Origin of the sequence: Duganella sp. LjRoot269, assembly GCF_964254095.1 — a bacterium.
In the GTDB taxonomy this organism is placed as follows: domain Bacteria; phylum Pseudomonadota; class Gammaproteobacteria; order Burkholderiales; family Burkholderiaceae_D; genus Rugamonas; species Rugamonas hordei.
In genome coordinates, this window is record NZ_CAXUSL020000001.1 from 3,779,732 (window position 1) to 3,802,523 (window position 22,792).

The window sequence follows — 22,792 nt, forward strand, 5'->3', positions numbered from 1 at the left end:
CGACGATGGCGGTTCAGCGCTGCTGATAGGTCAGGCAGCGGACGGAGTTGCTGTCGCGGCCGATGGTGATGTGATCGGTCATGCACTCGTAATCGTCGTTATGCCGGCAAGCCGAGACCTTGCAGGCGCCGACGCCGGCGGTGCGTTGTTCCGCCTTGGAGTGCGGTGCGGAGTCGAGGAAGGTGTCGCACCCGGGGTGGACTCCGCTGCCCACCGTGATGGCGCGGGCGTGGCAGCAGCGGTCTGTGTTGTAGGCGCACTCGACAACCGAGCACTGTGCGACTAGCGGCATTTCGATGGAAACTTGTTTCATGATGACCTCCGGCTAATGAGCGCGCATTGAAGCGCGCCCATTGAAGGAGTATACGGAGAGAGGGAGGAGGCGCGTCCCCACGCGTATCGCGGGTTTGCGTTATATCAAGCAGTCCGGCTCATTTCAAGCCGCTCGTCGCAGGCGCGGCTGGCTGCGCCTGCGGCCGCCGGCCGGTCCGGCGCCGCCGTCACGCTCAACAGGTGGCGTCGCGCCTGCTCGGCGCAGCCGTTGTAGAGCGCCGCGTAGGTCCGGTAGGCCGTCGTCGCCGGCCAGGCGTCCGGCAGCAACTCCTGCGGCAGCAGCGGATCGGCCTGGCGGCAGTGCTGGTAGCCGTGGCTGACCAGCAGCTGGATCAGGTAGGCTTGCTCGTCGTCGATGGCATCATGCCGGCCGATCATCGGCAGCAGCGGCGCGAAGCGCTCTTCAAACTGCTGATACAGCGCCGCCGCGCCGTCGAAGTCCCATTCCGGCAGTCCGAACAGCGGCTGGCGTACCGCGGCCGCCAACTGGCTGCCGCAGACATGGAACAGCGCCAGGCCATGGTCTTCGGCCGACGGCATGGCGTTGGCGTAGCCGGCGGGACGGGCCAGCACATTCGGCGCCAGCAGGCAGTAGTCCAGCCCCTGCAACTGTCGGCGGACGCGGGCATAACGCGCGGAGCTGATGCCGCCGCTGTTGATCAGCATGGTCCAGTCCTCGGCGAAGCTGCGCTCCGGCGGCGTGTTGAGGCGCTGGCGCGCCGTCAGGATCGCGGCGTTGGCGGCCGGCGTCAGCGTGCACAGGCTGTGGCGGCCGTGCCGCTCGACGCGCAGTTGCTGATGCACGCCGAGCCGGAACAGCGCGGCGCGCACGGCGGGCTGCTGGAATCCCAGCGGCCGCATCAATTCGATGGCGCTGCCGAGCCACAGGCTCTTGTGCCCGTATTCCTGGGCGCTGCTGAACATCAGCCGCAGCATGGTGCGCAGCCGGGGCCGGGCTTGACCCAGGTACAGGTTGAGATAGTGTTCGGCGGCGGCGTTCATGATCGCGCCGCCGCGGCCAGGTCGTGCTGCATCATAGTCGTCCTCGGTGATGGGCTGGATGGATTGTCCCACCGGCCCAAACCGCATTTCTTTGATGCATATCAAAAACTTCGGCCTTGACACCGCGTAATCGGCCGGCAGCGCGGGCCGCCTTAACCTTCGGTCAACGCATGCGCCCAGTCCAGCACCGGGATCAGCCGGAGCGGCAGCAGGTCGCGCGCGGCGGCGTAGGGCAGCCAGCGGAAGGCATGGTGCTCGGGGCGCCCCAGTTGCGGATTGACCGGCAGGCGCACGTCGTCGCTGTGGCTCTGGGCCAGGTAATAGCGCGCCACCTTGCCCTGGCCGTAAGGCGGCGTTTCGCGGAACGCATACCCCCATGGAAACGCCAGCGCGTCCAGCGAGGTTTCCTCACGCACCTCCCGGCAGGCGGCCGACAGCGGGCTTTCCCCGGCTTCGACCAGGCCCTTGGGGAAATCCCAGTACTGGTAGCTGCGCAGCAGCAGATAGCGGCAACCTTGCGCTCCGCGATGTTGAACCACGACGCCGGCGGAAAGAATACGTGGTTTCAAGCCGTCAGTGTTTGGCTTCCCTGAAGTCGGCATCGACGACGTCGTCCTGTTGTGGCGGGACATTGCCGGTCTCGGCCTCCGGCGTGCCGGCGTACATCTTGGCGCCCAGCTTTTGCGCGGTGGCGGACAGCGCCTCGATGCGGGCGTCGATGTCGGCCTGGTCGTTGCCCTTGAGCGCGGTGTCGAGCGCGCCGATGGCCTGCTCGATCGCCGCGCGCTCGGCGGCGTCGAGCCGCGCGCCGTATTCGGCCAGCGACTTGCGTGTCGCGTGCGCCAGCGCCTCGCCCGCGTTGCGGCGCTCAGCCAGCGTCTTCAGGCGCCGGTCGTCCTCGGCATGGGCGGCGGCGTCGCGCACCATTTTCTGTATCTCCGCCTCGGTCAGGCCGGAGTTGGCCTTGATGGTGATCTTGCTTTCCTTGCCGGTGGCCTTGTCCTTGGCGCTCACATGCAGGATGCCGTTGGCGTCGATGTCGAAGGCGACCTCGATCTGCGGCATGCCGCGCGGCGCCGGCGCGATGCCGACCAGGTTGAATTCCCCCAGCAGCTTGTTGCCGCTGACCATCTCCCGTTCGCCCTGGTAGACCTTGATGGTCACGGCGGGCTGGTTGTCGTCGGCGGTTGAGAACACTTCGCTGAACCGGGCCGGGATCGTGGTGTTCTTGCCGATCATCTTGGACATCACACCGCCCAGCGTTTCGATGCCGAGCGACAGCGGCGTCACGTCCATCAGCAGCACGTCGCTGCGTTCGCCCGACAGCACCGAGCCCTGGATCGCGGCGCCGACAGCAACCGCCTCGTCGGGATTGACGTCCTTGCGCGCCTCCTTGCCGAACAGCGCCTTGACCGCCTCCTGCACCTTGGGCATGCGGGTCATGCCGCCGACCAGGATCACGTCGTCGATCTTGTCGATCTCCAGCCCCGCGTCCTTGAGCGCGATGCGGCAGGGCGCGATGGTGGCGTCGATCAGCTGTTCCACCAGCGATTCCAGCTTGGCGCGGGTCATCTTCAGCGTCAGGTGGACCGGCGCGCCGTTCGCCATGGCGATGTACGGCTCGTTGATCTCGGTCTGCTGCGACGACGACAGCTCGATCTTCGCGCGCTCGGCCGAGGCCTTGATGCGCTGCAGGGCGATCGGGTCCTTCTTCAGGTCCAGGCCGTTGATCTTCTTGAACTCGTCGATGATGTAGTCGATGATGCGCTGGTCGAAGTCCTCGCCGCCGAGGAAGGTGTCGCCGTTGGTCGACAGCACTTCGAACTGCTTCTCGCCCTCGACCTGGGCGATTTCGATGATCGAGATATCGAAGGTGCCGCCGCCCAGGTCGTAGACGGCGATCTTGCGGTCGGCCTTGCCGGTCTTGTCCAGGCCGAAGGCCAGCGCCGCCGCCGTCGGCTCGTTGATGATGCGCTTGACGTCCAGGCCGGCGATGCGCCCCGCGTCCTTGGTGGCCTGGCGCTGCGCGTCGTTGAAGTAGGCGGGCACGGTGATGACCGCCTCCGTCACCGGGCCGCCCAGGTAGTCCTCGGCGGTCTTCTTCATCTTGCGCAGCACCTCGGCCGACACCTGCTGCGGCGCCAGCTTCTTGCCGCGCACGTCGATCCAGGCGTCGCCGTTGTCGGCCTTGGTGATCTTGAACGGCATCAGGTGTATGTCTTTTTGCACCTCCTGCTCGTCGTACTTGCGGCCGATCAGGCGCTTGACCGCGAACAGCGTGTTCAGCGGATTGGTCACCGCCTGCCGCTTGGCCGGCGCCCCCACCAGGATTTCGCCGCCGTCCTGATACGCCACGATCGACGGCGTGGTGCGCGCGCCTTCCGCGTTCTCGATCACCTTGGCCTGGCCGCCCTCCATGATCGCCACGCAGGAATTGGTCGTGCCGAGATCGATACCGATCATCTTGCCCATGATAGCCTCCGCCTTTTGTGGTTGGACCTGCCGCCGACTGCCGGAGTTCAACCGGCCGTCGAATTGTTGCGACAGATACGCGTGGAAATAGTGGCGCCGGCGACCCCGCGCCACGCCCGCGCGAGCAGGCTGGCCACTTCCTCGTCGCCGACTTGCTCGAAGTCCCGATACCACTCGCCGACCGAATGGAACGGATGGGGCGTGTGCAGGCAGACCAACGCATCGACCTCGCCGGCCAGCGCCCGGTAGACTTCCTGCGGGGCGACGGGCACGGCAACGATGATTTTCGCCGGCCGCGCCTGGCGCGCCACCAGGATCGCCATGCGCATGGTGGCGCCGGTGGCCATGCCGTCGTCGACCAGAAGCACGATCCGGTCGCGCAATTGCGGTGGCGGACGGCCACCGCGATAGCGTACTTCCCGGCGGGCGATTTCCTCGCGTTCGCGGTCGACCTCTTCGTTCAGTGCGGCCGCCGGCATGCCGAGCAGCCTGAGCTCCTCGAGGTTGAGCAGGCACGGCCCTTCGCCTGCGACTGCGCCGATCGCATATTCCGGATAGCCAGGCAGGCCCAGCTTGCGCACCAGGAGCACGTCCAGCGGCGCTGCCAGATCCTCTGCCACGGCGAAGGCGGTGGGCACGCCGCCACGCGGCAGACCCAGCACGATGACGTCGTCGCGCCCGGCGTAGCTGTGCAGCCTGCCGGCCAGCAGCTTGCCCGCGTGCAGTCGATTGTTGAACAGTCTGCGCATGAGCGGTCCTCGAAAATTCAGCGCTGTCGTTCTTCCTCCGTACGCTTGAGGGACATCGTTTGCATTGGACGCGCGGCCGCCGGTTTGGTTCCCGGCCCGGCCGGCGCCTACGGTGCCGGCAGCTTCAGCGGTTCCCTGAACCGGATGACCTGGCTGACGCCGTCGGCGTCGACCACCTCCATGCTCAGCAGGTTGACGCCCTTGGTCTCGATAAACACTTCGCGCGGGCGCCGTATCATGTGGTCGAGTCCCTCCGCCATGATCGCGATGAGGTCGTCTTTCGGATCGTAGACGACGCCGGTCAGCGGCAGCCATTCGGCCGCAAACTGGCTGCCGATCTGCAGCGATGCGACTTCGATGCCGACGTTCATTCCCTCCAGAAGGGTGGAGACGTGATCGAAGTACGGCTTCCATGCTGTTTTCTCGAGCTTGCTGGTAGTGGTCATGGCTGGTCTCCCAAGGTATGGCGGCGGGTAGCTCCGCCTTCCAGTTTTTGACCATCGCGGCGGCCGAGGATTCCCTCCAGCGCCAATGGGCCAATCCAGTGCGCATTTGACCGAGATCAAGGATGTCACGCGTGTGGCGGGACTAGCATGATCCGGTACACGAGGGGTGTGCAAGAACATCAACCCAGGAGGGAACGCTATGCCTATTGAACATACCAAGCGGAAAAGCGTACTGGCTAGTCTGGTGGCATTGGCCATCTGCGGCGCAACGGTGGCGCAGGCGGCGGGCCAGGCTGATCAATCGAACCAGTCCAGCCAGGCCGACACCAGTTCCAAGCCGGCGCAAAGCGCGACGCGGCGCGTCAGCGACGCGCTGGCCGTGGTACGCCAGCTCGAGGCCGAGCCGCGCATGAAGCAATTGCTGCAGCAGGCCAAGGGCGTGCTGATCGTGCCGTCGTACGGGCGCGCGGCGCTCGGCGTCGGCGCCCACGGCGGCGCCGGCCTGCTGCTGCTCAAGCGCACCGACGGCAGCTGGAGCGGACCGGCGTTCTACGACCTCGGCGGGCTGACGGTGGGCCTGCAGGTCGGCGCCGAGGGCGGGGCGATCGCCATGGTCCTCAACAACGACAAGGCGGTCGCCGAGTTCATGAAGAAAAACAACTTCGCCCTCAGCGCCGAGGCCGGCCTGACCGTGGTCAACTGGTCCAAGCTGGCCCAGGGCACGGCGGGCACCGGTGATGTGGTCGCCTGGAGCGGCACCAAGGGCTTGTTCGGCGACGCCGTGGCGATCGGACTGAACGACATCCGCTTCAATCAAAACCTGACCAACGCCTACTACGGTCGCACGCTGTCGCCGAAGGACATTGCCGCCGGCACCGTCAGCAATCCGCAGGCGCAGCCGCTGCAACAGGCGCTGGGCGAGGCGTCGACCATCACCAAGTAGCGGCGACGCAAGGAGGAAGTCATGATGACCGATAGCGACATCAAGAAGAACGTCGAGCACGAGCTGGCCTGGGATGCCGATCTGGCCGCGGCCGACGTGGGCGTTTCCGTGCGCGAGAAAATCGTCACGCTCAGCGGCTTTGTCCGCAGCTACAGCCAGAAGATCGTCGCGGAACGCGCCGCGCAGCGCGTCGTCGGCGTGGCTGGCGTGGCCAACGATATCGAGGTGCGCTTGGCCGGCGAGGGCCGGCTCGACGCCGACATCGCGCGCGAAGCGGCCTCCGTGCTCAAATTCCAGCTGCCGCACTCGGCCGAATCGATCCAGGTGGTGGCCGACGGCGGCATGCTCAAGCTGGAGGGCGAGGTGGAATGGAACTACCAGCGCCAGCGCGCCGAGCAGGCGGTGCGCCGGATACGCGGCGTGCGCGGCGTCACCAACCAGATACACCTGCGGCCGGCGGTCGAGCCCCACGACGTGGAGCGCAAGATCGTCTCGGCCTTTCACCGCAACGCCGCGGTCGATGCGGCCAGGCTGCGGGTCGAGGCCAGCGGCGGCACGGTGACGCTTCATGGCAGCGTGCGTTCATGGTCCGAGCGCGAGGCGGCCGAGCGGGCGGCCTGGCTGGCCCCCGGCGTGACCCACGTCAACAACCTGATCACCATCGATGCCACGCTGACGCGCTGACGGCGCCGGGGTCCTTCCATGTTTAAACATATCCTGTTTCCCACCGACGGCGAGGCGCCGTCCATCGCCGCCATGACGCCGTGCCTGAGCTTCGCCAAAGAGACGGGCGCCCGGCTGACGGTACTGCACGTGACCGAGCCATTCCACGTGCTGAGCACGCGCGCCGAGGTGCTGGCCGATACCCCGGAAGGCTACGCGGTCCATAGCCAGGAGCGGGCCCGCGCTTGCGTGGAGCGGGTGGCGACCGCCGCCCGCTCGAGAGGCGTGGCGTGCGACACGCTGACGATGGAGCATGAGCATCCGTATGCAGCCATCATCGACGCCGCGCTCCAGCATCATTGTGACCTGGTGGCGATGGCGTCGCACGGCCGCAGGGGCGTGCAGGCGCTGCTGCTGGGCAGCGAAACCCAGAAAGTGCTGACCCACTGCCATTTGCCGGTGCTGGTGTTTCGTTGAGTGCCGATCTGCCTGCGACGGGAAGGGTCGGGCCGGCGGCGGGCGCCGTCATGCGGGCCATGGTGCTGGAACACAGCGGCGCCGGTGCGCGGTTGCGTGAGCGCGAGTGCGGCGTGCCGCGTCCGCGCGGCCACGACGTGCTGCTGCGGGTGTCGGCCTGCGGCGTCTGCCGTACCGACCTGCACCTGCTGGACGGCGAGCTGGCGCCGCGCCGGCTGCCGCTGGTGCCCGGGCATGAGATCGTCGGCGTCGTGAGCGCCGTCGGCGGGCGCGTACGACGGTGGCAGGTGGGGCAGCGGGTCGGCGTTCCGTGGCTGGCCCACAGTTGCGGCGTGTGCGCGTTTTGCCGCGCCGGCCGGGAAAACCTGTGCGACCGCGCCCGCTTCACCGGTTGCGACCGGCACGGAGGCTATGCCGGCTACGCGCTGGCCGACAGCCGCTATTGCCTGCCGCTGCCGGACCGCTACGACGATGTGCATGCGGCGCCGCTGCTGTGCGCCGGCCTGATCGGCTATCGCGCTTATGCGATGACCGGCGCCGCCAGGCGGCTGGGCTTGTACGGCTTCGGCGCCGCCGCCCACATCGTGGCCCAGTTGGCGGTGGCGCAGGGGCGCGAGGTGTACGCGTTCACACGTGACGGCGACACGCGCTCGCAGCAGTTCGCCCGGTCGCTGGGGGCGGTGTGGGCCGGTCCATCGAGCGGCCCGGCGCCGGTGCCGCTGGACGCGGCCATCCTGTTCGCCGCCGACGGCCGGCTGGTGCCCCTGGCGCTGGCCGCCTGCGCCAAGGGTGCGACGGTGGTCTGCGCCGGCATCCACATGAGCGACTTGCCGGCCATGCCGTATGCGCTGCTGTGGGGCGAACGCAGCCTGCGCTCGGTGGCCAATCTGACGCGGGCCGACGGCGCCGCGTTCATGCGGCTGGCCGCGCAGATCGACCTGCGCACCGCGCCGGTGACGTATCCGCTGCTGCAGGCGAACGAAGCGCTGGCCGACCTGAGGGCCGGCGCATTCGACGGCGCGGCCGTGCTGGTGCCGGACCATGGGCGCTGACGCGCCGCTGGCGCAGGCCGCCGCACGCCAGCGGCAGCTGATCCATGCGCTGGCGCGGCGGCTCGACGGCCAGCTGATCGAAACCCATATCTCATGGGTGCTGCTGGCCGGCACGCACGCCTACAAATTCAAGAAGGCGCTCCGGCTCGACTGGCTCGACTACAGCGACGTCGAGGCGCGGCGCCGCTGCTGCGAGGAGGAACTGCGGCTGAACCGGCGGCTGGCGCCCAGCCTGTACCTTGGCGTGGAAGCGGTCACCGGCAGCGTGCGCCAGCCACGGTTCGGCGGCACCGGGCCGGTGCTGGACTACGCCGTACGGATGCTGCGCTTCGACCAGCAGGCGCTGTGGACGGCACGACTGGCGCACGGCAGTCTTGATACCGGCGAGGCGCGGGACCTGGGCCTGCTGCTGGCCGACTTTCATGCCGGCGCCGCGCGCGCATCGGCCGACACGCCGTGGGGCACGCCGACGGCCATCTGCGAGCGCACCGGCGCCGATCTGGCCGAAGTGGACGCGCTGCTGCCGCCGGCCTCGCCGGCGCGTGCGACGCTGGCGCGGCTGGCGGCCTGGCTGGACGCGCAGCAGCGCCGGCTGGCCAGCCGTTTCGCACGGCGCCGGGCCGGCGGCTGGGTGCGCGAATGCCACGGTGATCTGCACTGCGGCAATATCCTGACCTTGGCGGACCAGGTGCTGGTGTTCGACGGCATCGAATTCAACGCCGGCCTGCGCTGGACCGACGTGCAGCAGGACCTGGCCTTTGTCTGCATGGATCTGCAGTGCCGCGGCCGCGCCGACCTGGCCGCGCGGCTGCTGGACGCCTATCTCCAGCGCGGCGGGGACTATGACGGCGCGGTGCTGCTGCCGTATTACCGCTGCCAGCGGGCGCTGGTGCGGGCCAAGGTGGCGCTGCTGCGCGGCGGCGATGGCGCGGCCAGGGGGCAAGCCATGGCCGAGGCGGAACGCTATCTGGACTGGGCGCTGCAAGCCAGCTTGCCGGCGCCACCGTTGCTGCTGGCGACGCATGGGCTGTCCGGCAGCGGTAAGTCGACCTTGTGCGACAGTCTGGTCGAGCCGCTTGCCGCCGTGCGCGTGCGTTCGGACGTCGAGCGCAAGCGTCTGCACGGGATGGCCGCCAGCCAGCGCGCCGCCGCCGCGCCAGGAGCCGGCATCTATACCGGGCAAGCCAGCCGTCTAACCTACGGCTGGCTGCTGCGGCTGGCCTGTCGCGCGGCGGCGGCCGGCCAACCGGTACTGCTGGATGCGGCGTTTCTGCAGCGATGGCAGCGCCGGCGCCTGGTCCGGCTGGCGCGCCGGCTCCGCGCTGATTGGCTATTGCTCGATATCGTCACCCCTGCGGCGACGCTGGCGGCACGCCTGTCCGCGCGTGGCGGCGAGTCGGAGCAAGCCTCCGACGCCGGAGTCGAGCTGCTGGCCTATCAGCAGCAGACGCGCGAGCCGCTGCAGGCGCAGGAGCAGTCGCACGCGCTGGTGGTCGATACCGGTGGCGGCTGGGACGCCGTGCGGGCCGCCGCATTGACGGTGGCGATACGCGCCAGGCTGTAGGCCCTCACGGCGGCCTGGTGCTGTGAGCGACATCGCTGACGTATTTGACCTGGATCAAATACGTCAGGAACCTCCGCCAACCATAATCGTCCGATGATGATCAGGGAGGGAATGTGGAAAAAACAATGTTGAAGGCCATATCGAGTCCGGCTGGCGCGCCGGCGCCCACGGCGGCGATGGACAGCCGCAACGCACTGGATTTATATCTGCAAAGCCAAGTGGCGCGCATGACGGGCGGCGTGTCGCCGATTGCGATGTCGCTGGCGTTCCACGACTGGTGGCAGCACCTGGCGGTGTCCCCGGGCAAGTGCAGCGAACTGTTGGCCTATTGGAGCGGCGCCCTGGCCGGCGGCGCGCAGGCGGTCGACGTCGGCGCCGACAAGCGCTTCGCCGATGCCGCCTGGCGGCAGTGGCCGTTTTCCGGGTACGCGCAGGTCTTTAAGCACGCCGAGGAGTTCTGGAAGCAGGCCACCTGCGGCGTAGCCGGCGTGTCGTCGCATCACGCCGACGTGGTGGCGTTCACCGCGCGTCAGCTGCTCGATATGTACTCGCCGTCGAACTTCCTGTGGACCAACCCGGAGGTGCTGGGCGCGGCGGTCGCCAGCGGCGGTCGCAGCCTGATCGATGGCGCCCTCAATTGGCGCAAGGATCTGTGCCGGCGCCTGGCGCCGCCCGGCGCGACGGTGTCGGAGCCGGTTGGCCGGACCTATGTGCCCGGACAAGACGTGGCGCTGACGCCCGGCGAGGTCGTCTATCGCAACGATCTGATCGAACTGATCCAGTACACGCCACAGACCGCCAAGGTGTACCGGGAGCCGGTGCTGATCGTGCCGTCGTGGATCATGAAGTACTACATCCTCGATCTGTCGCCGCACAATTCGCTGGTGCGCTATCTGGTGCAACAGGGACATACGGTATTGATGATTTCCTGGCGCAATCCCGACGCCGAAGACCGCGATCTCGGCATGGAGGACTACCTGCGGCGCGGACTGCTGGCCGCGCTGGAGCAGGCCGACCTGCTGTGCGACGGCGCGCCGGTGCACGCGGCCGGCTACTGTCTGGGCGGAACCCTGCTGGCGATGGGCGCCGCGGCGCTCAGCGCGGGCCACCTGGACGCGCAGGGCAAGCTGGCGTCGCTGACCATGCTGGCGGCGCAGACCGACTTCCACGAGCCCGGTGAGCTGGGCCTGTTTATCGACGACAGCGAGCTGGCCTTCCTCGACGCGCTGATGTGGGACCAGGGCTATCTGGACGGCGACCAGATGGCGGCCTCGTTCCAGCTGCTGCACGCGCGCGACCTGGTGTGGTCGCGCATGATGCGCGAATACCTGCTGGGCGAACGCAGCGCGCCGAACGACCTGATGGCCTGGAACGCCGACGCCACGCGGCTGCCGTTCCGCATGCACAGCGAATATCTGCGGCGGCTGTTTCTGCACAACGATCTGGCCGAGGGGCGTTATAAGGTGGCCGGCAAGCCGGTGGCGCTGGCCGATGTCCGCACCCCGATGTTCGTGCTGGGCACCGAGCGCGACCACGTGTCGCCGTGGCGCTCGGTCTACAAGATCCACCTGCTGTGCAACGGGCCGATCGACTTCGTGCTGGCCTCGGGCGGCCATAACGCCGGCATCGTCTCGGAGCCGGGGCACGCCAACCGCAGCTATTACAGCCATCCCGCCAACGTGGCGCCGATCGGCTACACCAGCCCGGAGCAGTGGCTGGAGCAGGCCGAGCACACCGAAGGCTCGTGGTGGCCCCATTGGCAGCAGTGGCTGGCACGGCATTCGGACCGTCAGCGCGTGGCGCCGCCGGCCATGGGACTGGGCCGGACGCTGGGGCCGGCGCCGGGGCGCTTCGTGGTGCAACCCTGAGCCAGGGACGCGCTCAGCACGGCAGCAGCAAGGAATGCTGGCTGGCGGTGTGGAAGTCGCGCCAGACCCGGTTGATGGCGCTGTCCTGGTGCGCGGCGTACAGGCCGCAGTAGGGGTAGAGCTCGTCGACCGCGGCGCGCGAGGCGGCCACCAGGGCCAGCGAACCGGTCCGCACGGCCAGCATGTCGTCCACACTGAGCGCCATGCCAGCCGCCACCGATGCCCAACTGCGGTCCAGCACATCATAGAAATGCGCGCGGGCGGCGGCGTGGGCCTGCTCCTTGTCGCGCAACAGGGCGGCCACTTCGGGCACCTCCAGCAGCGGCAGGTTTTTCACGGCATGCCGGCGGCGCTCGATGCAGGGCCGCGCCAGCCGCATGAAATGGCTGGCCATGCCCGCCACGTTGGCCGCCAGCGTGACGAAGGCCAGCGAATAAAACGGGTAGCGGTACAGCGGCCCATCCGCCGTGGCGGTGGCGGGGCTGATGGTGAATCCATGCTCCTGGCCCACCCATTGCCCATCGATGCGGTAACTGTGCGAAGCGCTGGCGCGCAGGCCGATGCTGCCCCATGACGGCACGATCTGCACCTGCGCAGCCGGCACCAGGAAGGCGCGGATGCGCGGCGCGCCGTGTTCGTCCAGCAGGGGCTGGCCGCCGGCGCGCAGCACGGCGTTCAAGGTGAAATGGGTGGCCATCGGCGCGCCGCTGGCGTAGTCCCAGCGGCCGGTGATGCGGTAGCCGTCGCCTTCCTGTTCCGCATGGCCGGTAGGCGCGCCGCTGCCGCCCAGGCAGACGCGCGGCGTGCCGATGATGCCGCGCGCCAGTTCCGGCGCCAGGAAGCCGGCAAACCAGCCGGCGCCGGCGCACAGCGTCAGCACCCATCCCATGCTGCCGTCCACGGCCGCGACCGCCTCTTCCAGGCGCACCACTTCCGGCAACGGCAGCTCGGCGCCGCCGCTGGCGCGCGGCGCCAGCATCTTGAGCCAGCCGCGCCGGTGCAGCAGCGCTTGCTGGACGGGATGAAGGAAGCGGGCGGCGTCGGCCAGCCCTGCGTAGCGCTCGATACGGCGCGTGTCGCGCGCGCCCAGGGGAGAGGAGGTTGGCAATGTCATGCGGAGCTTGTGGCGGTGGCAAAGTCCGGCATTTTCTCATCTTTGAGATGCCAAACGTGTTGACGGCGGAATTATTCGTGTATACGCTGTATACATGAATCAGCCGAACACCCAACGGAAAATCGTCGAAGCGGCGCGCCGGATACTGGAGCGGGAAGGCGCGGCCGCCGTCAGCATGCGGCGCGTGGCCGATGCCGCGGGCATTACGCCGATGGCGATCTATCGGCATTTCGCCAACCGCGAGGCGCTGCTGAAGCATATTTCCGACGAGGCCTTTGCCGCGGTGGCGCAGCAGTGGCTGGGCCAGGTACGGCATCCGGACCTGATGCACAGCCTGCTGCATTCGATGGAGAACTACCTCGATTACGCGCTGCGGCAGCCGCATCTGTTCGACTACAACTTTTCGGTCGCGCGCGACGATGCGCGCCGCTTCCCCGACGATTTTCGTGACCGCCAGTCGCCCACGCTGAATGTGATCGCCGACCTGCTGGCCGAAGGCATCCGCCTCGGCCTGCTGCGCGACGGCGATCCGTGGGACCTGGCCATGACCTTGTGGGCCCAGGCCCATGGTCTGATCGCCCTGTACCGGGCTGGCCGCTTCAGCTACGACGAGGCGCGGTTCCGCGCCTTCTACCTGCAATCCTTCGGAGTACTGTTCGATGGCATCAAACGATAAACGCGCATTGCTGGCATGGACGCTCGCGGCCACCATCCTGTCCGGGGCGGCGTGGTGGCTGGGCACGGGACTGGCGCCGCAGGCGTGGCTGACCTGGCTGGCGCCGTTGCCGCTGCTGCTGATCGCGCCGCGCCTGCGATGGCAATATGCCGGACTAGCCGCCTTGTGCGCCGGTGCATGCGCCGGGCTCAACCTGTGGCATTACCTGTGCGGCGTGATCGGCCTGCCAGTGACGATCGGCGTGCTGGTCGCGGTTGGCGCGGCGCTCAAGTTTGCGCTGAGCCTGCTGTTGCACCGTTATTTTTTGCTGTCGGGCCGGCCGGGGCGGGCGCTGCTGGCCTTTCCCGCGCTGTGGGTGGCGCTTGATTATCTTGGGTCGCTGGGCTCGCCACACGGCGTGTTCGGCACGCTGGCGCACAGCCAGGTGGATGCCTTGCACGTCCTTCAACTGGCGAGCCTGACGGGGTTGTGGGGCGTCTCCTTTATCGTGCTGCTGGCGCCATCCGCGCTGGCCGTTGTGCTGCTGCCGGATGTGCCGCCGCGCCAACGCGCGCTGCTCGGCGGCGTTGCGGCGCTGCTGGTCGTTGCAACCTTCGGTTTCGGCGCCGCGCGCCTGCAGCAGCCGGCAAGCGGCAGCATGCGCATCGGCCTGGCGTCGCTGGACGGACCGTTTCGCGCATCGCTGGCCACGGCGGAAGGCAAGGCGCAGCTGCAGCGCTATCTCGCCGTGATCGACAAGCTTGCCGCGCAGGGCGCGCAGGCGGTGGTCTTGCCGGAGACGGCGTTCAGCACCGATCAGCCCGCGATTCCCGAACTGGCGGCCAGCGCGGCGCGCCACCGGATCTGGATAGACGCCGGCGTCGCGCTGAAGGGTCGCAATCAGGCGCTGGCGTATGGGCCGTCGCCGGCCGTCGCCGCCGGCTATGCCAAGCACCACTTGATACCGGGGCTGGAGGGCCAATACCAGCCGGGAACGGACTACGCCATGCTGGCCGGCACGCGGACCGGGCTGGCGATTTGCAAGGACATGGACTTCCACGACACCGGCCGCGCCTACGCCGCGCGCGGCGCCAATCTGCTGCTGGTGCCGGCTTGGGACTTCGATGTCGACGGCACGATGCACAGCCGCATGGCGGTCCTGCGCGGCGTCGAAAACGGTCTGGCGATTGCCCGCGCGGCCAAGCGCGGCAACCTGACGCTGTCGGACGACCGTGGACGCATCGTCGCGGAAACCAGCGACGCGCAGGGCAGCGCGCAACTGGTCGCCGATTTGCCCTTGCATCAGTCCCGCACGCTGTACGCGCGCTGGGGCGACTGGTTTGCCTGGCTGGACCTGTTCCTGCTGGCGATGATCTGGCTGCCACGAAGGAGGAAGCGTGAAAATACTTGAAGCGGAACAGGTCGACCGGGCGCTGGATTTTCCCAGCCTGATCGACGCCATTGAAGCGGGATTCCGGGACGACTTCGGCATGCCGCCGCGGCAGGTGTTCCAGCTGGCGGGCAAGGACGCGTCGTCGCACGATGGCTTCGCGCTGCTGCCGGCGTGGAACGACACGCTGATCGGCGTGAAGGCCTTCACCTATTTTCCGGACAACGAGGCGGCCGGCTTCGCGTCGCTGTATTCGAAGATCCTGTTGTTCGACCGCAGCCATGGCGTGCCGCTGGCCCTGGTCGACGGCACCGCCGTGACCTACTGGCGCACCGCCGCCGTGTCGGCGCTGGCTGCGCGCCTTCTTTCCCGGCCTGACTCGGCCAGCCTGCTGTTGCTGGGGACCGGCCGGCTGGCCTCGTTCCTGGTGGCCGCCCACCTTGCCGTGCGCGATTTGCAACGCGTCTTCCTGTGGGGCCGCGATGCGGTAAAAGTTCTGGCGCTGCAGGCCCGGCTGCAGGCCGCCCATCCGGCTGTCGAATTTGTCTGCGCGCAGGATCTGGCGCAGTGCGCGGGCGCGGCGGACATCATCGTCAGCGCCACGGGCGCGGCCACGCCGCTGCTGTTTGACGCATGGGTCAAGCCCGGCTGCCATGTCGACCTGCTGGGCAACCACAGCCCCGACCGGCGCGAGTGCGACAGCGCACTGGTGGCCGGCAGCGCGGTCTATGTCGACAACCGCGACAACGTGCTGCGCGAAGCCGGCGAATTGCTGATCCCGATCGCGGAGGGCGTGTTCAGCGCCGACGCCATACGCGGCGAGCTCAAGGACTTGTGCCGCGCCGGTCCGGCCGGGCGCGACAGCCCGGATCAGATCACGCTCTTCAAGTCGGTCGGCACGGCGCTGAGCGACCTGATCGCGGCGCAGCTGGTGTTGAAAAACACCGAAGCAGATTAAATCCCGGGCAATACCTCATAGAGCTCGGTGTGGCCGAAGCCCTGTTCGTAGTCCAGCACCGAGATCACCGACGGCGTGATGCGTACGAAGACGGCGCCGGGCCAGGTGACGGCGCCGGCCTGCACGAACTGGCGCAGCTGCGGGAAGCGGAACAGCATCAGGTCGGCCGCGTGCGCATTCTCGTCGGCGCCGCTGACCATCTCCGCGCGGCCGGCCAGCGACAGGCCGCGGATGTGCCGCCAGTCGTCGTAAGGCGGGGTGATGGTGGCCGATACCTTGTCGTGCTGGCGGATGTTGTGCGCCTTCTGGCTGTCCAGGCCGATGCCGGCGTACAGCGTCAGGCCGTCGTGGACGTAGCTGACCACGGTGGCCTGGGGATAGCCGTCCGGGCGCAGCGTGGCCAGCGTCATGTCGTGGGTGCCCCCGAGCAGGCTGAGGACGAATTGGCGATGGGTGCGGTCCAGTGGTTGCATGGGGCCTCGCGGGTTCAAACAGGACGGGCCAGCGATTCCGCTGCCGTGGCGGCTTGCTCGCTGTCGCGCACGGCCACCAGTTCGTTGGCGAAGTCGGCCAGGGGCTGGGCATGGCGGCCGGCCAGCACGTCGGCCTGGCGCAGGCACAGGCTGGCCACGGGCAGCTTGTTGCACATGTCCGCCATCGCGCTCAGCACGTTGTGGCCGCCGCTGCCGCCCATGGTGCAGAACAGGCCGATACGCCGGAAGTGCTCGCGCTGCTGCAGGATGTAGCTGCGCATCGGCGCGCTCATGTGCCCGGCCCAGACCGGGGTGCCCAGCACGATGAACGGGTAGTCGGCGGGACGGCGCTGCGGCGGCACGATCTCTGCCGGCAATTGGCGCAAGGCTTGCCATGCCGAGCGCACATAGCCGCCGGCGCCGCTGCGCGGGCGCACGTCGAGGATCTGCTCCAGGTCCGCGCCGCAGGCCTGGGCCAGCTCGGTGGCGACGCGGGCGGTGACGCCGGTGCGCGAGTAGTACACGATCAGGCAAAGTTTCATGGCGCCTCCTTTTTTCCGCATCGACCGGCGGATAATGTCATGGGGTTGGACCGCTGCGCGCCGCCATGGTTCCCGCCAGCCAGGCGTCGAATTGGGCCGCCGGGCAGGGACGCAGATACCAATAGCCCTGGCCGTAGTCGCACCCCATGGCGCGCAACAGCGCATGCTGCTGCGCGTTCTCCACACCCTCGGTGACCACGGTCAACTGCAGGCCGTGCGCCATCGCGATGGCCGCGCGCACGATGGCGGCGTGCTCGGCTTCGTCGCACAGCGGCCGGATCAGGGAGCGGTCGATCTTCAGTTCGTCGGGGTTGAAGTGGCTCAGATAGCTCAGCGAAGAATAGCCGGTGCCGAAGTCGTCGATGGAGATCTGCACGCCCAGCGCCTTGAGCTGGTGGCAGATGTCGCGGTTGTGCGGGTTATCGCCGAGCATCAGGTGTTCGGTGATTTCGACGCACAATCGTTCCGGCGGCAAGCCCGACGCGCTCAGCGACTGACGGATCAGCTGCATCAGCTTGTGGTCGCGGAACTGCGATGGCGAGACGTTGATGGACAGCCGCAGCGGCTCCGGCGCGGTGGCCGGCCAGACCGCCGCCGCGCGGCAGGCCGCCTGGAACACCCAGGCGTTCAACGCGGCGCCCAGGCCGATGTCCTCGGCCAGCGGCAGGAACTGGTCCGGCCCCAGCAGCCCCAGGTCCGGATGGTTCCAGCGCAGCAGGGCTTCGGCCGCGCGCGGGCGCGACGAGTCCAGCGCGACGATGGGCTGGAAATACAGTTCGAACTCCTGACGCTCCAGGGCATGGCGCAGGTGGGCGCCCAGCCGCAGGCGCTGCTCCATGCCGCGCGTCATGTCGCGCCGGTAAAATTGCAGGTTGTGGCGGCCCTCGGCCTTGGCCGCGTACATGGCGCTGTCGGCATAGCGCAGCAGGCTGCGGGAGTCCTGCGCGTCGTCGGGAAACAGGCTGGCGCCGAGGCTGATGCCGACCCGCAGCTCGTGGCCCAGCATGTGTATCGGCTTCAGGCATTCGGCCTGCATCTTGGCGGCCACCTTCATGACATCCTCGAGGTCGGCGATCTCCGGCAGCAGCAGCACGAATTCGTCGCCGCCGAGACGGCCGACCATGTCCGACACCCGCACCGCCGCGCGCAGCCGCCGGCCGATCACGCGCAGCAGTTCATCGCCGGCCTCGTGGCCGAGGCTGTCGTTGACGTGCTTGAAATAGTCGAGGTCCAGGAACACCACGGCCAGGCGATGGCCGTGGCGGCGCGCCAGCGCGATCTGGCGTTCGATCTCTTCGCTGATCGCCGCGCGGTTGGGCAAGCCGGTCAGGGCGTCGAAATGGGCCAGCCGCGCCAGCCTGGCCTCGGCAAGCTTGCGCTCGGTAATGTCATGCAGCTGAAACAGCATGCCGCCGCCATCGTCCGGCCGCAGCAGGGAGACGCTGACCAGCGCCCACACCTCGAGGCCGCCCGCGCGCAGGCGTTGTTCAAACTGGACGGTGGCGCCATGGCCGCCGTGCAGCAACTCGAGATGGGGCGCGGCGCCGGCCTCGTCGGCGGCGTAGTCGTCCAGCTTGCGGCCGGTCAAGTTATCGGGGGCGACGCGCAGCAGGCGGCACATGGCCGCGTTGACCTGGACGAAGCGGCCGTCCGCCGCCGCCAGCGCCATGCCACCGGGCGCCAGGTCGAAGGCGTTGCGGAAGCGCTCCTCGCTCTGGCGCAGCCGCTGTTCCGCTGCCGCGCGCTGCTGTATGTCGCGCAGGACCATGACCGCGCCCAGCAGTTTTCCCTGGTTGCTGTAGATGGGCGCGACGGAATCCTCCACCACGTGCGATTCGCCGCCGCGCGGGACCAGCCTGAGGCCCTGCGGCATCGCCGGTCTCGGAGCGGCCGACAAGACCTGGCGCAGCGGCGAGGGCAGCGGATTGCGGTCGGCGTCCTGCAGCTGCAGCACGCGGTCGATGTCCTGTCCCTGCGCCTCCGTCAGACGCCAGCCCACCAGTGTTTCCGCGGCGGGGTTGAGGAAGCGCACGCGCGAGGCGGCATCGGTGACGACCACGCTGTCGGCAACGCCGCGCAGGGTCGCCGCATACCATTGCAGGGCGTCGCGCAATTGCTTGTCGGAGCGGCCTTTGGCGAGGGATACTTCGATCTGCGCGTACAGCTCGTGGAGCTCGAAGGGTTTGCTCAGATAAGCGTAGGGATGGGCACGCAAGGCGAGTTCGACGGTGTCAGGATCGTTGTTGGCGCTGAGGAAGAGCAAGGGCGTCTCCAGGCTGCCGCCGATCTCCGCCGCCGCGCGGATGCCGCTGATCTCGCCCGGCAGCAGGGCATTGATCACGACCACGTCGGGCCGCAGCGCCGCCGTCGCGTCGATGGCCGCGGCGCCGGTGTCGGTGCGTCCGCAGACATGGTAGCCAAGCGAACCCAATTGGCCGCATAGCTCTTCCGCAGCGGCGTGCTCGTGCTCGACCACCAGTATCCGTGTGGCCGCGTGCACCACTGTCGGATCGCCGGTTGCCGCCATGAGGGTCTCGCTGTTCGCTATTTACCCAGCCATCGTCGACTGTCATCGGATCGGTGTCTTGATCTGTGTCAGGCGTACGCAATTTTGGGGCCAGCGCGGCGGCGGAGTGGTGAGTCAGACGGCTGCGGCGGACCGGCAGCCGTCCCAGCTGCCGGTCAGCGTGCCGGCGGCGCTGCCGGTGGCGGCGTGTCGGCGGGCGGCGTGGTACCTGCCGCTGGCGGCGTCACATTGCTGTCGGTGGCAGGCGGCGTGGCGGCTGGCGCAGGGGCCGGCGCCGGTGTAACGACTTCAGGAGCCGGCGGCGTATCCACTTCCTTTTTCTGGCATCCGGTGACGGCGGCTGCCGTCAGTATCAATGCGCAGGCAAATTTGGCGGTGACGTGGAGCTGTTTCATGGCTGTTTCCTTGTGGGAGGGATCGAGCCTTATGCTAGCTATTCCTGAGTTTGCGTGCCATCGGCGTGCTTGCAGCGCGCGTGTAGGACTGGTCCGATGCTCGGAGAATACAAGAGTCCGGATAGAAACTACGTCGCAGCCTGGCCGTGGAAGGCCTTGTTGGCGATCTTCCAGCCCTGTTCGGTTTTCAGCAGCACGAAGTAGTCGACAAATTTCATCGCGCCGTGCTCCAGCGTGATGCGGGCGCTGGCGGCGCTGCCGTGCACCTCGATCCAGTCGACGCTGCGCTCGCGGGTTGGCTCGTCGGCAGCCGGCGTGCCTTTGAAACGCTCGCAGTACACGTCCAGCGGCCAGGAGGTGAATACACCGTCGCGCACTGATTCGATATGCGCGCTCGGCAGGAAGGCCTGGCGCATGAAGGCGGCGTTGTCCTGGGCGTGACCCTGGAAGTAGTTGTGTACGGGTTCCAGCGCGGCCAGTTGTTCGTCGTTAAAAGTAGTCATGAAGTCTCCAGTTGGAGAGCGCATCCTACGCGACGGCGCTCTTGCCGTGACCGCGCCGCGCGCATAGCGGGTATAGGCCGTGGCGCATGATGCGCCCGGCCACATGACAAGGTTCTTTGAAAAGCTATCTTTTTTTGTTCTTCTTGAGCCAGTCGATGGCGCTGGAAAAACCATGGTGCAGCTGACTTGCCAGGCGGTTCCTCAGGTTGCGTCGCATCAACAGCAGATGTGCGCGCTGCACGGTGACGTTGGTGGACTGGTAGCTGTGGCCGGGCGTGCCATAGCCCAGGTCGATTATTGAGAAATGGCGCCGGTCGCACAGGTCTTCGATCGCCAGGTGCAGCATCGTGGTGCCGACCGATAAATGGTCGAGCGCGCTGTCGTGCAGGATGTTGAACAGGTAGAGCGTACCGCCGGAACGCAAGCCCAGCATCAGCGCGCAGGCCTGGCCGCCGCAATCGAGCAGATAGCAGAGCAGCATGCCGCGCCGGGCGAAGCCGAGCAGGTCTGCCTCGGTCCACAGCTCGCTGCGGTGCGCGGGCGTGGTCAGCGCGGCCAGCGCGGTGCGCAGCATGTCCAGTTGCCCGGGATGCTCGATGCAGTGGAAGTCGAGCCGGCCCTGGCCGTGATCGCGCAGTTGGCGCTGCTGGCGCTTGAGGTTGTAGCGCCGCTTGGAGCTGAACTGCGACATGAAGTGTTCGAAGGTGGCCGGCAGCGGTATCTGGTGGCAATCGCGCCAGTCGTTGAGCAGATGCAACTGGTAGCCGCGGGCGAAATCGCCGGTGCCGCTGATGCAGCGCCACAGTGTGCTGTCCTGCGGCAACGCGGTCAGCGACACGGCCTGGTGGCGCGGGTATTCGGCCAGCAGGAAGCGCAGCAGCAGCGCGAACAGCTCGGTCCGCGCCGGCATCAGCGGCGCGCTGCCCAGCAGTACGATGCTGGGGATGGCGACGCGGGCCAGCTGGCGCCGGCCGGCCGCGAAGTTGAAACTGTGCCGGCGCAGCGCGATGGGGATGACGCCGACGATGGCGCCGCCGGCGCGTTCGCGCAGCAGCAGCAGTTCCGGCGGCCCGTCATCGGGGGCGGTGGCCAGCAGGTAGTCGAAAAATTCCGGGCTTTGGTACAGCCGCCCGGGGCTTTCGCTTTCCGCCAGCAGTTCGCGCCAGCGCAGCAGCAGGCTTTGGTCGCCGACCCTGTGGCTGGCCCTTTCGATGTGATAGTTGTCTGCGTCGCTCATCGCAAGACGATCCCACAGGTCGGGCGGTCTGTTGTTGACGCAGGTCCAATCGGCTCAAGTTCGGCGCCACAGGGTGTCCATCAGCGGCTTGACGCTGAAACCGTGGACCAGTATCGACAACATGACGACAAACAGCGCGATGCGCGTCAGCTGCTCGGCCAGCGCGGCGGGCAGGCCGGCTTCGACGGCGAACATCAGGTAGAAGATCGAGCCGATGCCGCGCACGCCGAACCAGCCGGTCATGGCGCGCATGCGCAGGCTGGTCGCGCTGCCCGCCAGCCCGGCAAACACGCTGAGCGGACGGGCGACCAGGAACAGGAAGGCGGCCGTGCCCACGGCCTGCCAGTCCATTTGGCGCAGCGAGATCATGCCGCCCAACAGCAGCACCAGTGTCAGCTCGGACAGGCGCTCCAGGTGTTCCTTGAACGCCAGCGCCTCCGTGCTGACCACCTGCGGCGCCTCGTGCGTCTCGCTGGCCTGCGCGACTTCGGATTTGGCGGTGTCCGGCTCCATCAGGCCGTGGCGGTCTTTCGGCGCGCCGGCCAGTATCAACTCGGTCTGGCGCAAGGCGACGGCGGCAAAGAACACGGCCAGGAAGCCCGAGGTCTTGCACAGGCTGGCGACGCCGTAGACCACGCCGATCATCCCGAGCCCCACCAGATCGTCCATGATCTCGTGCTTGGGCTCGACGATACGCAGTTGCCAGCCCAGCCGGGCGACGCCGGCGCCGGCCGCCACGCCGACCAGGATCGCCCCGACGGTGCCCCACAGGACGTCCACCAGCAGCCAGTGCAGGTGATGCCCGCCGGCCTCCGGCAGGCCCAGCATGCCGAGGCCCAACAGGACGAAGGGGAAGGCGCTGCCGTCGTTCATGCCGGCCTCGCAGGTCAGCGTGAAGCGCAGCTGGTCCTTGTCGCCCGCGTGGCGCACCTGGACATCGGTGGCCAGCACCGGATCGGTGGGCGCCAGGATCCCGCCCAGCAGCACCGCCGCGCCGGCGGGAAGCTGCAGCACGTAGTAGCCGAACAGGGCGACCAGCGCCACGGTCAGGGTCATGGAAATCCACGCCAGCCGCAGAGGAGCGTCCCAGCGTTTCAGCTTGAACGGCACCGGCATCTTGATCCCGGCCGAGAACAGCGAAATCAACAGCGCGATCTGCGCCATGATTTCAAGCAGGGCGGATTCGCGCTTCGGGTCGAAACCGAAAATATTCAGCAAGGTCGGGCCCAGCAGGATACCGACGCCAAGGTAGACGATGGCTGAAGTAAAGGGCGAACGCGAGATCGTCGTCGCCGCCAGTCCGCGCGCCAGCATCAGGCAGCCGACCAGCAGGAACCATTGATTGGTACTCATGCGGTCTCCTTCGCAATGACGTGCCTTATTCTTTATCTTATCCCTTAGCGTATGAGGTTTCGACGGCCTTGTCTGT

At 67.9% G+C, this 22,792-nt stretch carries 23 protein-coding genes; 9 read left to right on the forward strand and 14 right to left on the reverse strand.

What is annotated here, in order from left to right:
* Positions 1-13 precede the first annotated feature (13 nt).
* The 6 genes from ACSQ3S_RS16880 to ACSQ3S_RS16905 all read right to left on the reverse strand — a co-directional run bounded on the left by ACSQ3S_RS16880 (position 14) and on the right by ACSQ3S_RS16905 (position 5,002).
* Positions 14-313 (reverse strand): DUF1540 domain-containing protein, encoded by a 300-nt coding sequence (locus tag ACSQ3S_RS16880; protein ID WP_436143095.1) that lies wholly within the window; start codon positions 311-313, stop codon positions 14-16.
* A gap of 104 nt (positions 314-417) precedes the next feature.
* Complete coding sequence (locus ACSQ3S_RS16885) at positions 418-1,407, reverse strand: PaaX family transcriptional regulator C-terminal domain-containing protein (RefSeq protein WP_436143096.1); 990 nt, start codon at positions 1,405-1,407, stop codon at positions 418-420.
* 80 nt (positions 1,408-1,487) lie between these two features.
* Positions 1,488-1,904: a bis(5'-nucleosyl)-tetraphosphatase gene (locus ACSQ3S_RS16890; RefSeq protein WP_436143097.1), complete on the reverse strand. Its 417-nt coding sequence runs from the start codon at positions 1,902-1,904 to the stop codon at positions 1,488-1,490.
* 4 nt (positions 1,905-1,908) lie between these two features.
* Positions 1,909-3,807, reverse strand: coding sequence for a molecular chaperone DnaK (dnaK, locus tag ACSQ3S_RS16895; RefSeq protein WP_413446183.1), 1,899 nt, complete (start codon positions 3,805-3,807; stop codon positions 1,909-1,911).
* 47 nt (positions 3,808-3,854) lie between these two features.
* Complete coding sequence (locus ACSQ3S_RS16900) at positions 3,855-4,556, reverse strand: phosphoribosyltransferase (protein ID WP_436143098.1); 702 nt, start codon at positions 4,554-4,556, stop codon at positions 3,855-3,857.
* Between the two features lie 107 nt (positions 4,557-4,663).
* Entirely contained in the window at positions 4,664-5,002 is a 339-nt protein-coding gene (locus ACSQ3S_RS16905) for a DUF5335 domain-containing protein (RefSeq protein ID WP_176651014.1), read from the reverse strand.
* A gap of 244 nt (positions 5,003-5,246) precedes the next feature.
* Between ACSQ3S_RS16905 and ACSQ3S_RS16910 the strand changes: the two genes are divergently transcribed.
* From ACSQ3S_RS16910 to ACSQ3S_RS16935, 6 genes are all read left to right on the forward strand, one after another.
* Positions 5,247-5,945: a lipid-binding SYLF domain-containing protein gene (locus ACSQ3S_RS16910; protein ID WP_436143099.1), complete on the forward strand. Its 699-nt coding sequence runs from the start codon at positions 5,247-5,249 to the stop codon at positions 5,943-5,945.
* 21 nt (positions 5,946-5,966) lie between these two features.
* Positions 5,967-6,629 carry a BON domain-containing protein gene (locus ACSQ3S_RS16915; protein WP_436143100.1) on the forward strand — a complete coding sequence of 221 codons (663 nt, stop codon included), beginning with the start codon at positions 5,967-5,969 and terminating at the stop codon, positions 6,627-6,629.
* Between the two features lie 18 nt (positions 6,630-6,647).
* The gene (locus ACSQ3S_RS16920) at positions 6,648-7,085 is read left to right on the forward strand and encodes a universal stress protein (RefSeq protein WP_176651011.1); all 438 of its coding nucleotides are present in this window, start codon (positions 6,648-6,650) and stop codon (positions 7,083-7,085) included.
* A 50-nt stretch (positions 7,086-7,135) separates the two neighbouring features.
* Positions 7,136-8,137: a zinc-dependent alcohol dehydrogenase family protein gene (locus tag ACSQ3S_RS16925; RefSeq protein ID WP_436145039.1), complete on the forward strand. Its 1,002-nt coding sequence runs from the start codon at positions 7,136-7,138 to the stop codon at positions 8,135-8,137.
* Positions 8,127-9,701, forward strand: coding sequence for an AAA family ATPase (locus tag ACSQ3S_RS16930; protein ID WP_436143101.1), 1,575 nt, complete (start codon positions 8,127-8,129; stop codon positions 9,699-9,701). The genes ACSQ3S_RS16925 and ACSQ3S_RS16930 overlap by 11 nt, the downstream gene beginning before the upstream one ends.
* 125 nt (positions 9,702-9,826) lie before the next feature.
* Positions 9,827-11,569 carry a PHA/PHB synthase family protein gene (locus tag ACSQ3S_RS16935; protein WP_436143102.1) on the forward strand — a complete coding sequence of 581 codons (1,743 nt, stop codon included), beginning with the start codon at positions 9,827-9,829 and terminating at the stop codon, positions 11,567-11,569.
* A 13-nt stretch (positions 11,570-11,582) separates the two neighbouring features.
* Here the strand turns inward: ACSQ3S_RS16935 and ACSQ3S_RS16940 are convergent, their stop codons facing one another.
* Entirely contained in the window at positions 11,583-12,683 is a 1,101-nt protein-coding gene (locus tag ACSQ3S_RS16940; RefSeq protein WP_436143103.1) for an acyl-CoA dehydrogenase, read from the reverse strand.
* 94 nt (positions 12,684-12,777) lie between these two features.
* Between ACSQ3S_RS16940 and ACSQ3S_RS16945 the strand changes: the two genes are divergently transcribed.
* The 3 genes from ACSQ3S_RS16945 to ACSQ3S_RS16955 are packed head-to-tail and all read left to right on the forward strand — an operon-like array spanning position 12,778 to position 15,686.
* A complete protein-coding gene (locus ACSQ3S_RS16945) occupies positions 12,778-13,359 on the forward strand; it encodes a TetR/AcrR family transcriptional regulator (RefSeq protein ID WP_436143104.1) in 582 nt (193 codons plus the stop codon).
* On the forward strand, positions 13,343-14,749 hold the full coding sequence (locus tag ACSQ3S_RS16950; protein ID WP_436143105.1) for a nitrilase-related carbon-nitrogen hydrolase: 1,407 nt from the start codon (positions 13,343-13,345) through the stop codon (positions 14,747-14,749). Before ACSQ3S_RS16945 ends, ACSQ3S_RS16950 begins: the two co-directional genes overlap by 17 nt.
* Positions 14,736-15,686, forward strand: coding sequence for an ornithine cyclodeaminase family protein (locus ACSQ3S_RS16955; RefSeq protein ID WP_436143106.1), 951 nt, complete (start codon positions 14,736-14,738; stop codon positions 15,684-15,686). Before ACSQ3S_RS16950 ends, ACSQ3S_RS16955 begins: the two co-directional genes overlap by 14 nt.
* Here ACSQ3S_RS16955 and ACSQ3S_RS16960 read toward each other — a convergent pair.
* From ACSQ3S_RS16960 to ACSQ3S_RS16990, 7 genes are all read right to left on the reverse strand, one after another.
* The gene (locus tag ACSQ3S_RS16960; protein ID WP_353403573.1) at positions 15,683-16,159 is read right to left on the reverse strand and encodes a pyridoxamine 5'-phosphate oxidase family protein; all 477 of its coding nucleotides are present in this window, start codon (positions 16,157-16,159) and stop codon (positions 15,683-15,685) included. The genes ACSQ3S_RS16955 and ACSQ3S_RS16960 overlap by 4 nt on opposite strands.
* Positions 16,160-16,173: 14 nt before the next feature.
* On the reverse strand, positions 16,174-16,701 hold the full coding sequence (locus ACSQ3S_RS16965; RefSeq protein ID WP_176650995.1) for a flavodoxin family protein: 528 nt from the start codon (positions 16,699-16,701) through the stop codon (positions 16,174-16,176).
* A 37-nt stretch (positions 16,702-16,738) separates the two neighbouring features.
* Positions 16,739-19,228, reverse strand: coding sequence for a GGDEF/EAL domain-containing response regulator (locus tag ACSQ3S_RS16970; RefSeq protein ID WP_436143107.1), 2,490 nt, complete (start codon positions 19,226-19,228; stop codon positions 16,739-16,741).
* A 155-nt stretch (positions 19,229-19,383) separates the two neighbouring features.
* Positions 19,384-19,623, reverse strand: coding sequence for a hypothetical protein (locus ACSQ3S_RS16975; RefSeq protein WP_436143108.1), 240 nt, complete (start codon positions 19,621-19,623; stop codon positions 19,384-19,386).
* A gap of 128 nt (positions 19,624-19,751) precedes the next feature.
* Positions 19,752-20,126 (reverse strand): nuclear transport factor 2 family protein, encoded by a 375-nt coding sequence (locus ACSQ3S_RS16980; protein ID WP_436143109.1) that lies wholly within the window; start codon positions 20,124-20,126, stop codon positions 19,752-19,754.
* A 124-nt stretch (positions 20,127-20,250) separates the two neighbouring features.
* Positions 20,251-21,363, reverse strand: coding sequence for a GNAT family N-acetyltransferase (locus ACSQ3S_RS16985; protein WP_436143110.1), 1,113 nt, complete (start codon positions 21,361-21,363; stop codon positions 20,251-20,253).
* Positions 21,364-21,417: 54 nt separating this feature from the next.
* The gene (locus ACSQ3S_RS16990) at positions 21,418-22,716 is read right to left on the reverse strand and encodes a cation:proton antiporter (RefSeq protein WP_436143111.1); all 1,299 of its coding nucleotides are present in this window, start codon (positions 22,714-22,716) and stop codon (positions 21,418-21,420) included.
* Positions 22,717-22,792 lie beyond the last annotated feature (76 nt).